At 68.5% G+C, this 13930-nt stretch carries 16 protein-coding genes; 6 read left to right on the top strand and 10 right to left on the bottom strand.

All coding sequences use genetic code 11. From position 1 onward, the window contains the following. Nucleotides 1–55 precede the first annotated feature (55 nt). From LXN01_RS08345 to LXN01_RS08335, 3 genes are all read left to right on the top strand, one after another. On the top strand, nucleotides 56–391 hold the full coding sequence (locus LXN01_RS08345) for a hypothetical protein (protein WP_236864204.1): 336 nt from the start codon (nucleotides 56–58) through the stop codon (nucleotides 389–391). Continuing rightward, nucleotides 381–1655 carry a putative hexosyltransferase gene (locus LXN01_RS08340; protein ID WP_236864203.1) on the top strand — a complete coding sequence of 425 codons (1275 nt, stop codon included), beginning with the start codon at nucleotides 381–383 and terminating at the stop codon, nucleotides 1653–1655. The genes LXN01_RS08345 and LXN01_RS08340 overlap by 11 nt, the downstream gene beginning before the upstream one ends. A gap of 233 nt (nucleotides 1656–1888) precedes the next feature. After that, nucleotides 1889–2059 carry a DUF3117 domain-containing protein gene (locus LXN01_RS08335; protein WP_236864202.1) on the top strand — a complete coding sequence of 57 codons (171 nt, stop codon included), beginning with the start codon at nucleotides 1889–1891 and terminating at the stop codon, nucleotides 2057–2059. 81 nt (nucleotides 2060–2140) lie between these two features. Here the strand turns inward: LXN01_RS08335 and LXN01_RS08330 are convergent, their stop codons facing one another. Both LXN01_RS08330 and LXN01_RS08325 read right to left on the bottom strand, forming a co-directional pair. Beyond that, complete coding sequence (locus LXN01_RS08330) at nucleotides 2141–2773, bottom strand: O-methyltransferase (RefSeq protein ID WP_236864201.1); 633 nt, start codon at nucleotides 2771–2773, stop codon at nucleotides 2141–2143. Nucleotides 2774–2837: 64 nt separating this feature from the next. Continuing rightward, complete coding sequence (locus tag LXN01_RS08325) at nucleotides 2838–3185, bottom strand: MGMT family protein (RefSeq protein ID WP_236864200.1); 348 nt, start codon at nucleotides 3183–3185, stop codon at nucleotides 2838–2840. Between the two features lie 40 nt (nucleotides 3186–3225). Here LXN01_RS08325 and LXN01_RS08320 point away from each other — a divergent pair, with 40 nt between their 5' ends. Further along, complete coding sequence (locus LXN01_RS08320; RefSeq protein ID WP_236864199.1) at nucleotides 3226–3714, top strand: twin-arginine translocase TatA/TatE family subunit; 489 nt, start codon at nucleotides 3226–3228, stop codon at nucleotides 3712–3714. 98 nt (nucleotides 3715–3812) lie between these two features. On the opposite strand, the gene LXN01_RS08315 is transcribed toward LXN01_RS08320, so the two are convergent. The 5 genes from LXN01_RS08315 to LXN01_RS08295 all read right to left on the bottom strand — a co-directional run bounded on the left by LXN01_RS08315 (nucleotide 3813) and on the right by LXN01_RS08295 (nucleotide 9718). Further along, a complete protein-coding gene (locus LXN01_RS08315; protein ID WP_236864198.1) occupies nucleotides 3813–4940 on the bottom strand; it encodes an Mrp/NBP35 family ATP-binding protein in 1128 nt (375 codons plus the stop codon). 6 nt (nucleotides 4941–4946) lie between these two features. Further along, complete coding sequence (locus tag LXN01_RS08310) at nucleotides 4947–5594, bottom strand: DUF1003 domain-containing protein (RefSeq protein ID WP_425547662.1); 648 nt, start codon at nucleotides 5592–5594, stop codon at nucleotides 4947–4949. Further along, nucleotides 5587–6891: a magnesium transporter MgtE N-terminal domain-containing protein gene (locus LXN01_RS08305; RefSeq protein ID WP_236864197.1), complete on the bottom strand. Its 1305-nt coding sequence runs from the start codon at nucleotides 6889–6891 to the stop codon at nucleotides 5587–5589. The genes LXN01_RS08310 and LXN01_RS08305 overlap by 8 nt, the downstream gene beginning before the upstream one ends. Before the next feature lie 98 nt (nucleotides 6892–6989). Continuing rightward, nucleotides 6990–8195 (bottom strand): P1 family peptidase, encoded by a 1206-nt coding sequence (locus LXN01_RS08300; RefSeq protein WP_236864196.1) that lies wholly within the window; start codon nucleotides 8193–8195, stop codon nucleotides 6990–6992. Next, entirely contained in the window at nucleotides 8192–9718 is a 1527-nt protein-coding gene (locus LXN01_RS08295; RefSeq protein ID WP_236864195.1) for an aminopeptidase P family protein, read from the bottom strand. The genes LXN01_RS08300 and LXN01_RS08295 overlap by 4 nt, the downstream gene beginning before the upstream one ends. Nucleotides 9719–9786: 68 nt before the next feature. Here LXN01_RS08295 and LXN01_RS08290 point away from each other — a divergent pair, with 68 nt between their 5' ends. After that, nucleotides 9787–10647 (top strand): PHP domain-containing protein, encoded by an 861-nt coding sequence (locus tag LXN01_RS08290; protein ID WP_236864194.1) that lies wholly within the window; start codon nucleotides 9787–9789, stop codon nucleotides 10645–10647. Nucleotides 10648–10774: 127 nt separating this feature from the next. Here LXN01_RS08290 and LXN01_RS08285 read toward each other — a convergent pair whose 3' ends face one another. Then, nucleotides 10775–12229: a DEAD/DEAH box helicase gene (locus LXN01_RS08285; RefSeq protein ID WP_236864193.1), complete on the bottom strand. Its 1455-nt coding sequence runs from the start codon at nucleotides 12227–12229 to the stop codon at nucleotides 10775–10777. Between the two features lie 66 nt (nucleotides 12230–12295). Here LXN01_RS08285 and LXN01_RS08280 point away from each other — a divergent pair, with 66 nt between their 5' ends. Further along, the gene (locus LXN01_RS08280) at nucleotides 12296–12928 is read left to right on the top strand and encodes a ferritin-like fold-containing protein (RefSeq protein ID WP_236864192.1); all 633 of its coding nucleotides are present in this window, start codon (nucleotides 12296–12298) and stop codon (nucleotides 12926–12928) included. A gap of 66 nt (nucleotides 12929–12994) precedes the next feature. Here LXN01_RS08280 and LXN01_RS08275 read toward each other — a convergent pair whose 3' ends face one another. Together LXN01_RS08275 and LXN01_RS08270 are read right to left on the bottom strand one after the other, a co-directional pair. After that, nucleotides 12995–13219, bottom strand: coding sequence for a DUF3107 domain-containing protein (locus LXN01_RS08275; RefSeq protein WP_236864191.1), 225 nt, complete (start codon nucleotides 13217–13219; stop codon nucleotides 12995–12997). Nucleotides 13220–13272: 53 nt separating this feature from the next. Then, nucleotides 13273–13914, bottom strand: a complete 642-nt coding sequence (locus tag LXN01_RS08270; RefSeq protein WP_236864190.1) for a TetR/AcrR family transcriptional regulator — start codon at nucleotides 13912–13914, stop codon at nucleotides 13273–13275. Nucleotides 13915–13930 lie beyond the last annotated feature (16 nt).

Genomic DNA, 13930 nt, shown 5'->3' with positions numbered 1-13930 from the left:
GCGGGAGCAGGCGGTGGGAGCGAAGCCCTCCGGCGGCATGTGAGAGCATGTGCCCATGCCTGTATGGATCGTGCTGGGAGTCTGTGCTGCGGTCTTCGTCATGGCCGTGGCGATCGCCGGCTCATTCAATCTGTTCGACGGCGGCATGCCCGCAGGCCGCGACCACCGGCCCCGGCGGCTGCTGGCCCCGGGCTTCGACGTCGCCGACCTCGACGAGATCGCCCTCAGCCCCGCGCTGCGCGGCTACCGGATGGACGAGGTCGACGCGGTGATCGCAGAGATGTCGGAGCGCATCCGAGAGCAGGACGAACGCATCCGGAGGCAGGAGACGCGAATTCGCGAGCTCGAATTCCCGACCAGTTCCACAGGAGCGGCCGAGGGTGAGCACTGACATGAGCTCCGGATCCCAGCAGACCGTCCCGGAGCTGCTGCCCGAGTACGATCTCGCCCCACGGGCGGCGCCGGGGATCTTCGACTCCGCGCGCTGGCGGCGGTGGCTTCGTGAGCTGCTGTTCCTGCCCGTCTGGCTGCAGGCCCTGGCCGTGTACCTGGTGTCGCGGCTCGTCAGCGTCGGAATCATGGCCGCAGTCGTGCGCAGACAGGAGCTCTCGCCCTGGACCACCGGCGCCCGGACGTCTCTCAACGACTTCCTCAATTTCTGGGACGCCGCCTGGTATCAGCGCATCGCGGACGAGGGATACCCCTCCGAGCTGCCGCGGGGGGTCGAAGGCGAGGTGCTGCAGAACCAGTGGGCGTTCTATCCGCTGCACCCCTGGATCGTCCGGGACATCTCCGACCTCACCGGCATCGACTACCAGGTGATCTCACCCATCTTCGCCACCCTGTGCGGGGCTGCGGCCGCAGTCGTCGTGCTGGTGCTGTTCCGGCGCCACACCACCCCGGGCAGGGCGCTGTTCGGGCTGGCTGTGCTCTTCTTCTTCCCCGCTTCGGCCATCTTCAGCACCGGGTACGCGGAGTCGCTGACGCTGCTGCTGCAGGCCCTCGCGCTGCTGCTGGTCATCGAGCGCCGCTACCTGCTGGCGATCCCAGTGGTCTTCCTGATGGATCTGTCGCGGCCGATCGGGGTCGCGTTCTCGTTCTTCATGCTGATCCACCTCATCGACCGGTTCCTGCGCCGCCGCACGATTCCCTACCCGGCCGGCGAGGTCGTCCGTTCCTGGGCGCTGGGCGTGCTGTCCTGTGCAGCCGCACTCGTGCACCCGCTGCTGGCCTGGATCAGGACCGGGACTCTGACGGCCTACACCGACACCGAGGCGGCCTGGAGCGGGGGACACACGCGCATCATCGTGCAGTGGTTCGCCCGCGCCGAGGACCTGGTCGGGCCCTTCGGGCCGCTGCTCCTGTTCGGGACCATCGCCCTCGTGCTCGCACTCATCTACTCGCCGGCCGGACGGCAGATGGGGCGGACACTGCAGCACTTCTGCCTGGCGTACGGCATCTACATCCTGCTCTTCTTCAACCCGCAGACCTCCACCCTCCGACTGCTGCTGCCGATGTTCCCGATCGCCCTGGCGCTGGCCTTCAGCCGTTCGTGGGCCTACCGGGTGGTGCTCCTGGCCGCGTTCACGCTGTTCCAGGTCATCTGGGTCGCCTATCTGTGGCATTTCACGCCGCCCTCGGATCTCCCTCCGTGATCGAGGGCAGGTTCGCAGCACAGCAGTGTACGGCCGGTCGGCACGGTGTGATCGGTGGTCCACGGCCCGGGTCGATCGGAGGGGCCGGCGGCACGGTCAACGACGACCGGCGGCACCGGTTGACGGCGGGCCGCGGCGAAGCGTAACCGAAAATCGGGGAATGTTTTACGCTCCCGCGGGAAATGGTGGATAATTGACACAGAACACGCAACTATCGGAAGGAAGAACTCTTCATGGCAGCTCAGAAACCGCGCACCGGTGATGGCCCTCTCGAAGTGACCAAGGAAGGTCGGGGCTACGTCGTGCGTCTCCCTGTCGAAGGCGGCGGTCGGCTCGTCATCGAGGTGAGCCAGGAAGAGGCCACCAATCTCCGGGACACGCTGGCGGAGACGCTCACCAAGTGAGCTGAGCTCGGCGCTGTCACAGCCAAGGGGAGGACCGCTCGGAGGAGCGGTCCTCCCCTTGGCGCATCCCCGGCCCGGGGACTACAGCCGTGTGAGCACCAGGAGTCCGTCGTCGATCGGGAGCATGAGCCGCGCGACGTCGTCGCGGGTCTCCAGCTCGCTCAGCACCTGCCGGACGACCTGGGTGCGCGGCGCCCGATTCGCCGGCTTGGCGACGGCTCCGCCGAGCAGCGCGTGATTGATCACGAGCAGCCCACCGCGCATGACCCGCTCGAGCGCCAGCGGAACGAGCCTGTCGTACGACAGCGGTTCCGAGTCGAGGAAGACGAGTTCGTAGCTGCGGGCGGCGAGCCGCGCGAGCACGTCCTCGCCTCGGCCGTGGATCATCCTGACCCGATGAGCCTTGATGCGTGCGACTCCGACCAGCTCCCGCGCCACCGCCTGCTTGTCCGCGTCGAGGTCGATGCTGGTCAGCACACCCGACGCGGGCATCCCCCGCAGGAGGGCCAGGGTCGACACCCCGGTGCCGGTGCCGACCTCGATCGCGCTGACCGGATTGACCAGGCGCGCCAGCAGCGTCAGGGTACCCGCCGTCGTCGTCGAGATCGGGACCGTGGAGTACTCGGCTGCGATCGTGCGCGCGGCGTCGGAAACCGGATCCGAGGAGTTGAAACGATCAGCGTAGTGGGCGTTGATCGCCCAGTCGCGTGACATGCCCTCCTCCTCGCATCGAGTTCCCGATCGGCAGCGACGGTGCACGCCGGCGGCGCTGGTCAGTCTATCCCGGTTCGCCCTGTTCCCAGAGGTCGGCACTGCGTTTCAGCCAGCACCTGCGGAGCTCGTGCTCGTCGGCCGCTGCGGATGGGAGATCGACACGGCCGTCGCGGTGGGGTATGCCCTCGTCATGCCAGTGCTCCGCTGCCCGGGACCGGATCGCCGCAGGCAGCTCTCCGCGCACATTGGTCACTCGCCACCACGGCACGAACGATCCGTGCTCGGCCATCACCTTCCCCACGTAGCGGGCTGTGGTGCCGGTGATCCGAGCCAGCATCGAATAGGGAGCGACGGAGCCGGGCGGGATGCACTCGGCGGCGCGCAGCACCAGCTCCACTCGTCGCTCGTCCATGCTGGGATTGTGCCACAGCCGCGCTGGTAGAATCGGGGCCATGTTTGGCATCAACGGCACCGAGATGATCATTCTCATCGTCGTTGCTCTGCTCGTCATCGGTCCCACGCGGCTGCCGGAGTACGCGCAGCAGCTGCGAGATCTGGTCCGGTCCCTCAAGCGGAAGGCCGACGAGGCCAAGGCCGAGGTGCAGCGCGATTTCGGCGACGACTTCGCCGACGTGGACTGGCGCAAGCTCGACCCCCGGCAGTACGACCCGCGTCGGATCGTGCGCGAGGCGCTGATGGAGGAAGAGCACGCGTCCCGGCCCGGTCGTGCGGCCGGCGGAGCCGCAGCAGGAGGCGCGGCCGCAGTCGCCACGGGTGCGCCGAGCGCAGGACCGTCGGCTGTCAGCGCCTCCGAAGCCGCCGCGGGCCCTCCGGCCGCTGACGCGGCGGCACCGCCACTCGGCCCGCTTGAGCGCTACCGGACGCAGGCGCAGCTGCGTGACGCCTCGGCGCCGGCGCCCTTCGATCCGGAGGCGACCTGAGCGGACACACCCGGGCGCGTGAGCGGTTCAGGGCCGGCTCGACGATGTCGAGCCGGCCCTGAACGTCTGCAGGTCGTGCCGTGGAGGTGCGGGTCGCCTCAGGCGGGTGAGAGTCCCAGTGAGCGGCCTGCGAGTCCTCGTGAGCGGGTTCCCAGCTGCGAGGCGATCGACCGCAGCGCCACCGAGGCGGGGGAGTCCGGGGCGGACAGCACGGCGGGGGCGCCCACGTCGGCACCGGAGCGGACTTCCGTGTCGAGTGGGATCCGTCCGAGGAGCGGGACCTTCGCGCCGACGGTCCGGCTCAGGTTCGCCGCGACCGTGTCCCCGCCGCCGCTGCCGAACACATCCATCCGGGAGCCGTCCGGCAGCTCCAGCCAGGACATGTTCTCGATCACACCTGCCACGCGCTGCCTGGTCTGCACCGCAATGGAGCCGGCCCGCTCCGCCACCTGCGCGGCAGCCTGCTGCGGGGTGGTGACCACCAGCAGCTCGGAGCCCGGAAGCAGCTGCGCGACCGAGATCGCGATGTCGCCGGTGCCCGGCGGAAGGTCGAGCAGGAGCACGTCGAGGTCGCCCCAGAACACGTCGGTGAGGAACTGCTGGAGCGCGCGGTGGAGCATCGGCCCGCGCCACACGACGGGCTGGCTCGGCGGGACGAACATCCCGATGCTCATCACCTTCACGTTATGTGCGACCTGCGGGATGATCATGTCGTCGACGCGGGTCGGGTTGCCGCTGATGCCGAGCATGCCCGGGATCGAGAAGCCGTAGATGTCGGCATCGACGACTCCGACGCGCAGCCCGTTGGCCGCCAGCGACACGGCCAGGTTCGCGGCGATCGAGGACTTGCCGACCCCGCCCTTGCCTGAGGCGATCGCATAGATCCGAGTGAGTGAGCTGGGCGCGTTGAATGGGATCTCCCGGGAGGTGCCCGCTCCCTGGAGCTTCTCGCGCATGGCCTGGCGCTGCTCGGGTGTCATGACGCCGAGCCTGACGCTCACCCCGGTGACGCCGGCGACCTTGCCGAGCGCCGCCTCGGTGTCCCGGGTGATGGTGTCCTTGAGAGGACAGCCTGCGACAGTCAGGAGGACCGTCACGGCGACATGGCCGGACGGGTCGATGTCGACCTCGTCGACCATGTCGAGTTCGACGATGTTGCGGCGGATCTCCGGGTCGAGCACCGTCTCCAGGGCGGAGCGGATCTCCTCACGGGTGGGTGCAGGCATGAAGCTCTACGCGTCCTCTCTGTTCTCTGTCGGCGGGTGATGCACGGCGTCGCGTGCGGCCTGTTCAACGGCCGCCTGTGCGGTCCGCTCGGCCTTCTTCACTGCCTTCTTGACGGCGACCCTCTGCATCGCCTTGAAGTCTTCTCGCTGTTCGCTGCGACGTCCGGCCTCGCGGGTTTCATCCATCTCCTCGAGCAGGTTGCGCAGTTCGGAGCGGATGAAGTCGCGGGTGGCCATCTCGCGCATCGCGATCCGCAGGCTGGCGACCTCGCGGGTGAGGAACTCGGTGTCGGCGAGGTTCCGCTCGGCCCGCTGCCGGTCGTTCTCGAATTCGACCCGGTCCCGATCGGCGCTGCGGTTCTCCGCCAGCAGGATCAGGGGAGCGGCGTAGGAGGCCTGCAGCGACAGGATGAGCGTCAGCAGCGTGAAGTTCAGCGCTTTCGGGTCGAACTGCAGGCTCTCCGGCATGAGGGTGTTCCACGCCAGCCACGCGATGCAGAACACAGTCATGCCCAGCAGGAACTGCGGTGTCCCCATGAACCGGGCGAAGGCTTCGGATGCCTTGCCGAACGCCTCGGGGGACATGCCCAGAGTGGGCAGCCGACGTCGTTGGGCGCGCGGAGTGTCGAGCGAATCGATGTCGGCCTTAGCCACGCGGTCCCTCCTTCAGCAGTTCGTCGCCCTTGAGCAATTCGTCGTCCGACGGTCTGCGCCAGTCGTCCGGCAGCAGCTCGTCGAGCACGTCGTCAACCGTCACCACACCGACCAGGTGGTCGTTCTCGTCGGTGATCGGGATCGACACAAGATTGTACGCCGCCAAGATCTTCGTCACCTCACCCAAGGGGGTGTCCGGCGACAGCGGTTCGACCTCGTCGTCGATGATTGCCCCCACGGGAGCGTGCGGCGGTTCGCGCAGCAGCGCCTGCAGGTGGACCAGACCCAGGTACTTGCCGGTCGGCGGTTCGAGCGGTTGGCGGCAGACGAACACCGCCGCCGCCAGCGCCGGGTCGATCTCCTCGCGGCGGACGTGGGCCAGCGCCTCGGCCACCGTCGATTCCGGCGACAGGATCACCGGCTCGGTCGTCATCAGGCCGCCCGCGGTGTCCTCGTCGTAGGACAGCAGGGTGCGGACGTCCTTGGCCTCGTCCGGCTCCATCGCCGCAAGCAGCACCTCGGCCTGCTCGTCGGAGAGCTCACCGAGCAGGTCTGCGGCGTCATCGGGGTCCATCTCCTCGAGCACGTCGACGGCGCGGTCCATCTGCATTGCGGACATGATCTCGATGCTGATGTCCGTCGGGAGCTCCTGCAGCACATCGGCCAGCCGGTCGTTGTCGAGCTCGCGGGCGACCTCACTGCGCCGCTTGGGAGTCATGTCGACGAGCACATCGGCGAGGTCTGCAGGCTTCGTGTCCTGGTACGCGGCGATCAGCTGCGTGGCCTCCTGGTCCACCGTTGAATCGACCGGATGGTCGACGTCAGTCCAGTCGACCTGCATCGACTCGCCGCGCCGGCGGAAGCCGAACGCACCGGTCTTCTCGGCAGCCCGTCGGACGAAGAGCCGGGTGACCTCCCACTCCCGGTTGCGCTGCTGCTCGATGGCGACATCCTCGATCTTCACGGTCGAGCCGTCCGACCGCAGGCGGACCTTCCGGTCGAGCAGATCATTCATCACCAGGGTCTCCGCCGTGCGCTGCTTGAAGCGGCGCATGTTCACCAGGCCCGTCGTGATCACCGCCCCCGGAGCGATGCTGGTGACCCGACCCATCGGCACGAAGACCCGACGCCGCCCGGGCACCTCGACGACGAGACCGATCGCCTTCGGCTGCTGGCGGATGGTGGCACGGTACACGACGACGACGTCGCGGACGCGCCCCACCTGATCGCCCAGTGGGTCGAAGACCGCCGTGGTCGCCAGACGGGCGACGAAGACTCGATCAGCTGAACCCCTCACCCCACAAGCCTACTCGACACAGCAGTCCCGGTTCCCAGCCTGCCGCAGGGCGGACGGGGGAAGAACCGGAGATCGTCCCGCGGCCGGCGCAGGGCCGTTCAGCCGTGCGCCCGCCACGCGGACGTCAGCTCCGGGGCGATGGCCGACAGCGGCGGCGGCACCGGCTGCTCCCCGGACGTCAGCCGGTTCGGATCGTCATACTGCTCCGCTGTCAGGACGGCGTCGACGATCGCGGCGGAGAGAACGTCGGAGGCAGCGACGTTGAGCTCGACCAGCTGCGCGCCGACGTCTGTGCCGAGCGGGCGGTCGGCGGTCGCCAGGGCGAAGACCGTGTCGCCGTCGAACATCGTGTGGGAGGGGTAGACGGCCCTGGCCAGACCCGCATGAGCAGACTGCGCCAAGCGCGTGGTCATTGCGGAGTCGAGCTGCGCGTCCGTGACGACGCAGGCGATGGTCGTGTTGCGCTGACCTGCGCCGGCGGTTCCCGATTCACCAGCCGTTCCCGATTCACCAGCCGTTCCCGATTCACCGGCGGTTCCCGATCCGCCGTGGACCGGCCCGTCCGCCCCGTCGGGGTCGGAGTCCGCCCACCGACCGGCGATGGCCGCGGCCTTCGGCAGCAAGATGCCGTAGCCGGCCAGCACCGAATCGCTGTACAGGCTTCCTTCGTGGTCGAGCACGCTTCCCATCGGATTGGCGACGACGATGGCCGCGACCGTGAAGCCGGAGGGGGTGGTGATGACCGCCGAGCCGAGGCCACCGCGGATCAGCCCGCGGCCCGTCCACGCGCCCTGTCCCGCACCCACCGAGCCGCGCATCCGCGCCTGGTCGACGTCGGCGTCGCGGTAGGCGCGCAGTCCGTCGTCCGCCGTCGGCGGGGCCGCAGGCTCACCTCCGCGGCCCAGATCGAAGATCCCGGCCGCCGGCACGATGGGCACCGTGACGCCGGGCAGACCCGGCGCGGGGAAACCGCGGCCATCCGACAGCAAGCCCTGCTTGACGCCGTGAGCGCTCACCAGTCCGAGTGCGCTGCCGCCGGTGAGGACGATGGCGTCGGCTCCGTAGTTGAGAGTCCCCGGTTCGAGGATGGCTGTCTCATGCCCGGCAGGCCCGCCGCCGCGCACATCGACGCCGGCCATTGTCCCGGCAGGGGGGACGACGACAGTGGTTCCCGTCAGACTCCCGCCGTCCGTGCGATCGGAATGGCCCACGGCCACTCCCGGAACCTCCAGGACGCCCCTGCCGCGCCGCAGCACTCCGAGCGGCTGCCGGACGGGGCGCGGAGCCGAGGGCCGGGTGGTCATCGCGCCCCCTGGACCCACGCCTCGACCTCCGCTCGAGTCCGGGGGAATCCCGCCGACAGGTTCTCGACTCCCGTCTCAGTGACCAGCACGTCGTCCTCGATGCGGATTCCGATGCCTCGGAATTCCTCGGGAACGAGCAGATCCTCGGCCTTGAAGTACAGTCCCGGCTCGATCGTGAACACCATGCCGGGCTCCAGCCGCGCGCCGAGATACATCTCCGCCCGGGCCTGCGCACAGTCGTGCACGTCGAGGCCGAGGTGGTGACTGGTGCCGTGGACCATCCAGCGCCGGTGCTGCTGCCCGGTGGGGGAGAGGGATTCGGCAGCGCTCACCGGCAGCAGTCCGAACTCTTCGAGGCGGTGGGCGATGACGTGCATCGCGGCGTCGTGCACCTCGCCGAACCGCACCGGGCGATTCACATGTTCGGCCGCGGCTGCGAATGCGGCGTCGGCGGCCTCGAGAACCGCGTCGTAGATTCTTGCCTGGACGTCGGAGAATGTGCCGCTGACCGGCAGCGTGCGGGTGATGTCGGCGGTGTAGAGCGAATCGGCCTCCGCCCCGGCGTCGACGAGCACGAGCTCGCCCTCGTTGACCGTGCCGGTGTTCTTGATCCAGTGCAGAGTGCATGCGTGGTTCCCGGCAGCGGCGATGGTGTCGTAGCCGACGCCGTTGCCGTCCGAGCGGGCGGCCTGCGCGAAGGCGGTCTCCAGGACCCGCTCGCCGCGCTGGTGCGCGACTGCCTGCGGGAGGCTGGCGACCACGTTGTCGAAGCCGGCGCGGGTGATGTCGATCGCGCGCCGGATCTGCCCGATCTCGTAGCCGTCCTTGATCAGTCGCAGCTCGGAGAGGAACTGGGCGAGCTCATCGTCGCCGGCGCGCGAGATCTCGAGGTCGGCGGCCACCTGGGCGCGCGCGGTATCGACCTGCTGTTCGATGACGACGTCCGCGCCGCGCAGCAGACGCACCGACACCGAGCCGAGATCCTTGGTGATCGCGTCCTCGGCCGTGGCGATGTTCGCGCAGCGGATCCCGGTCCGGGTCTCCATCGTGTTCAGATCCTCGCGCGGGCCCACCCAGTACTCGCCGTAGCGGGAATCGGAGAAGAACTCCTCGGTGTCCGCCCCGGCACGCGGACGGAAATAGAAGGTCTGCTCATGGCCGTCCTCGGTGGGTTCGAGCACCAGCACGGAATCCGGCTCCGAGTCCGTCTCCAGGCCTGTCAGATGGATGAACGCCGAATGCGCTCGGAACACGTAGTCCGTGTCGTTCGTGCGCACCTTGAGGTTGCCGGCCGGGATCACCAGCCGCTCGCCGGGGAACCGCTCGGACAGAGCGGCGCGGCGAGCGGGAGTCCACGCCGCTGATTCCAGCGGCTGCACCTCGCCGGCACTCGTCCGGTCCCAGCCGGAGGCGATGAACTCACGGAAGGCCGCCGACTGCGGACGGCGGGACCGATTGTTCACGCGCTCGGCCAGCGGCTGGTCGCTCTGCGGATCGGAGGCTGCTGAGTCCTGAGTCGTCATGCCCCCATCCTAGGCTGAGGCGCGGACGCGTCCGCCCGTCCCGGAATGCCGGCGCCTAGAATCGAGCCATGATCATCGACCTGCATACGCATTCGCGGTTCTCCGACGGAACGCAGAGTCCCGCGGAACTCATCGCCGAGGCGGCGGCGCGCGGCATCGCGGTGATCGGGCTGACCGACCACGACACCACCTCGGGATGGGACGAGGCCGGCGAGGCGGCCCACGATGCGGGAATCGGCCTGGTGCGGGGGATGGAGGTGTCGTGCCGGTTCGAAGGCATCAGCGTCCATCTCCTGAGCTACCTGCACGACCCGCGCGGCGCCGAGCTCACCGACGTCGTGGCCGACGCGCGCGACGGCCGCATGGTGCGCACCCGCGCGATCGTCGAGCGGCTCGCCGAGGACTATCCCATCACCTGGGACTTCGTGCTCAGCTGCACCGGCGAGGACGCCACGATCGGCCGTCCGCACATCGCCGACGCCCTGGTGACGCTCGGAATCGTCGAGCACCGCGGCGCGGCTTTCGAGAGCCTGCTGTCAGTCGGATCGAGGTACTACGTCTCGCTGCCGACGATCTCGCCCCTGCGTGCGATCAGACTGATCCACGAGGCGGGCGGGGTGGCGGTGTTCGCCCACCCGCGGGCGGCGTCCCGGGGCCGAGTGGTTCCCGATTCCGGGCTGCAGGCGATGATCGCGGCCGGACTCGACGGGATCGAGGTCGACCACAGGGACAATCCGCTGCCCGACCGTGCGGAGCTGCGTCGGACGGCGCTCGACCACGGGCTGCTCGTCACCGGCTCGAGCGACTACCACGGAACGGGCAAGCCCAATCGGCTCGGCGAGCATTCGACGTCCCTGGACGTGTTCGAACGGCTGCTCGATCGCGCCTCGGGAATCGAATGTCTCGGCTTCGACCGCATCGGATTCTGAGATCGGGCGGCGGTCACCGGCTGGAGCACGACCGCCGCGCTGATGGTGGGGCGGTCGTGCGGGCTGCGAAGTCGGCCTCGTGCTCGGACTCAGCCGGTGTGGCCGGTCTCAGTCCTCGTGCTCGGACTCAGCCCTCGTGGCCGGTCTCCGCGCGGGAAGCGCGGCCCACCGGCTTCCCGCCCCGCGTCCGGCTGCGACGTCTGCGACGCGGGCCGGCAGCACCGTCCGAGTCCGCCGCACCGCGTTCGGAGGCGGGGCCGGACGACTGCCCCTGGTCCGACGAGCTCGGTCGCCGGCGCTGCCGAGGCGGCCGCTGGGTGGGCCCGTCCTCGGCGTCCTCGCCCGCAGTGGGCTTCCGCCGCTTGAGCCGGCCCTTCGTCCCCTTCGGAATGCCGAGATCGGCGTAGAAGTGCTCGGACGTGGAGTACGTCTCCCGCGGGTCGTCGAAGTCGAGTTCGAGGGCTCGATTGATGAGCTTCCAGCGGGGAATCTCGTCCCACTCCACGAAGGTCACGGCGATGCCCGAATGGCCGGCCCTGCCGGTGCGGCCGATCCGGTGGACATAGGTCTTCTCGTCCTCGGGGCACTGGTAGTTCACCACGTGGGTGACGTCGTCGATGTCGATGCCGCGTGCAGCCACATCGGTGGCCACCAGCACGTCCACTTTTCCCTCACGGAACGAACGGAGCGCCCGCTCGCGCATCTGCTGGTTGAGGTCGCCGTGCAGCGGCTTCGCGATGAACCCGCGGTCGCTCAGCTCTTCGGCCAAGCGGTCCGCGGTGCGCTTGGTGCGAGCGAAGACGATAGTGCGACCGCGCCCCTCCGCCTGGAGCAGGCGGGCGAGCATCTCCGACTTGTCCATCGCATGGGTGCGGTAGACGAACTGCGTGGTGTTCTTCGCCGTCTTCGTGGTGTCGTCGGGATCCTGCGATCGGATATGGGTCGGCCGGTTCATATAGCGCCGAGCCAGGGACACCACAGCACCGGGCATGGTGGCCGAGAAGAGCATGGTCTGCCGCTGGGCGGGCAGGGCGGCCACGATCCGCTCGACGTCGGGCAGGAAGCCGAGGTCGAGCATCTCGTCGGCCTCATCGAAGACTGCGGTGCGGACCGAGTCGAAGCGCAGCACCCGGCGGCCGTGCAGGTCGAGCAGCCGCCCGGGCGTGCCGACCACGACGTCGACGCCGGCCTTCAGCGCATCGATCTGCGGCTGGAAGTCCTTGCCGCCGTAGATGGTGATGATCTTCAGATCGGACTTCGCGGAGGCGGTGCGCAGGTCCTCGGCGACCTGCTGGGCCAGCTCTCGGGTGGGCACCACGACGAGGGCCTGCGGCGATCGCCCTTCACTGGTGTCGGCCGAGCTGCCGTCTGCGCCGATGATGTGCTGCAGCAGGGGGATGCCGAAGCCCAGCGTCTTGCCGGTGCCGGTCTTCGCCTGGCCGATGATGTCGGCACCGCGGAGTGCGACCGGCAGCGTCATCGACTGGATGGGGAATGGGATGGTGATGCCGGCGTCGGCGAGGGCGGCCACGATCGGCTCTGCCACTCCGAAGTCGGCGAAGGTCTTGTCGGTTTCGGTCACGTTCTACTCCTCACGGTGCTCCCGAGGAGCACGCTGTTCCATGGAGGCAGACGGTAGGCTTGCAGCATGTCTGATGCTGCACGTCCTGCCGACGCCCAGGTGACTACCCTGGTCATCATGGCCTTCGGCGAACTGACAACCTTCGAGCGCACAGCGACGGATGCACAGTTCGCTCCGTCGGTGCGGGACAAGGTCGGCCTCGTCGACGTCGCCGGTCACGCGCTGAACCACTACCAGGCCCTTGTCGAGCGCATCGAAGCGCTCGGCGGGGACGTCGTGGAGCTCATGCAGGACATCGCACCGGAATTCACGGCCTTCGGCGAACGAACGCGACCGCGGGACTGGTACGAGAGCCTGATGAAGGGCTACGTCTTCGATGGAATCCTCAGAGACTTCTATCGCGCAGCCCTGGTCAACCTCGATGAGACGAGTGAGCGGGTAGCCACTGCCGTACTCGATGATACACGGCAGACCGAGTATCTGCGCGCTCGTCTGGCCTCGGGGATCGCGGATGAGGCCGACCTCGCTTCGCGGCTGGCGCTCTGGGGTCGCCGCCTGGTCGCTGAGGCAGTCGACCGCGCTCGGCGACTCATCGGCAGATTCGATCTCGCAGGCGACGACGGCGCGATCGGAGCGCTTTCGCAGAAGGTGATGTCGAACCACTCGCTGCGGATGTCTGCACTCGGCCTCGTGGCCTGAGAACGCGAACGGGCCCCACCGCGAGAATCGCGGCGGGGCCCGAGCGGCTCCGAGGCCGGAGAGGGATCACACCACTCCGAAGCCCACGGGATGCTGGCGCTCGTCTCCGGTCTCGACATACGCGACCGCGGATGCGGGCACGATCACCTGGCGGCCCTTGGTGTCCGTCAGCGTGAGGATGCCGTCGGCTGTCAGCGCCTCGGTGACCTTCGCGCTCACCTCTGCCGTGGTCTCGTCGGTCTCGATCACGAGTTCACGGGGTGCCTGCCGGACGCCGATCTTGATTTCCATCGATTCTCCTTCTTGATGTCTGCCGCGGCGGAGGCGGCCTGCAGTGCTGAGCTCTACTCTAGTTCCCACGGCCGAGTGCTTCCTCCATGGCGCTCCGACTCATCCTCGGAGGTCGGGAAGGAGGAGATTCCCCGCCACAGGAAGTAGGTCATCAGGCGTGCGGTGGAGGCTGCGTCGAGTTCGGGGCCGCTGACGAACTGCAGCGCGGAGCGCTCGGCCATGCCGATGATCGACTGGCCCAGCAGTGACGCCTCCGCCGGCGTGGTCATCGTGTTCTCCGAGATCACCTGCGCAATCCGTTCGGCACTGAGCCTGCGCACCTGGTTGACCTTCTGCTCCGCTGCGGGCTCGTAGGAATCCGAGCGGAACACGACGGTGAATTGCGGGCGGTGCTCGATGACGAAGGAGAAGTACGCGCTGAAGGTCGCTGCGACGCGCTCCTCGTTGTCCTCCGTCGAATGCAGTGCTTGGGTCAGGATCCCGTCGAAGACCTCTGCAGCTGCGTCGATCACCGCCAGGTACAGGGCCTGCTTGGAGTCGAAGTGCTGGTAGAGGACTGGCTTCGACACACCTGCCGCCTCAGCGACATCGTCCATCGATGCGGTGCGGTATCCCGACTCCGCAAAGACCTCGGTTGCCACCGCCACGAGTTGGCTACGACGTTGTGCCTGCGGCAGGCGCTGCGCTCTGCTCATCTGCCCATTCTAGCCG

This window comes from Brevibacterium daeguense (assembly GCF_021729135.1).
Lineage (GTDB): Bacteria > Actinomycetota > Actinomycetes > Actinomycetales > Brevibacteriaceae > Brevibacterium > Brevibacterium daeguense.
The sequence above is the reverse complement of the archived record's forward strand: the minus strand, read 5'-3'. Positions and strand labels throughout refer to the sequence as shown.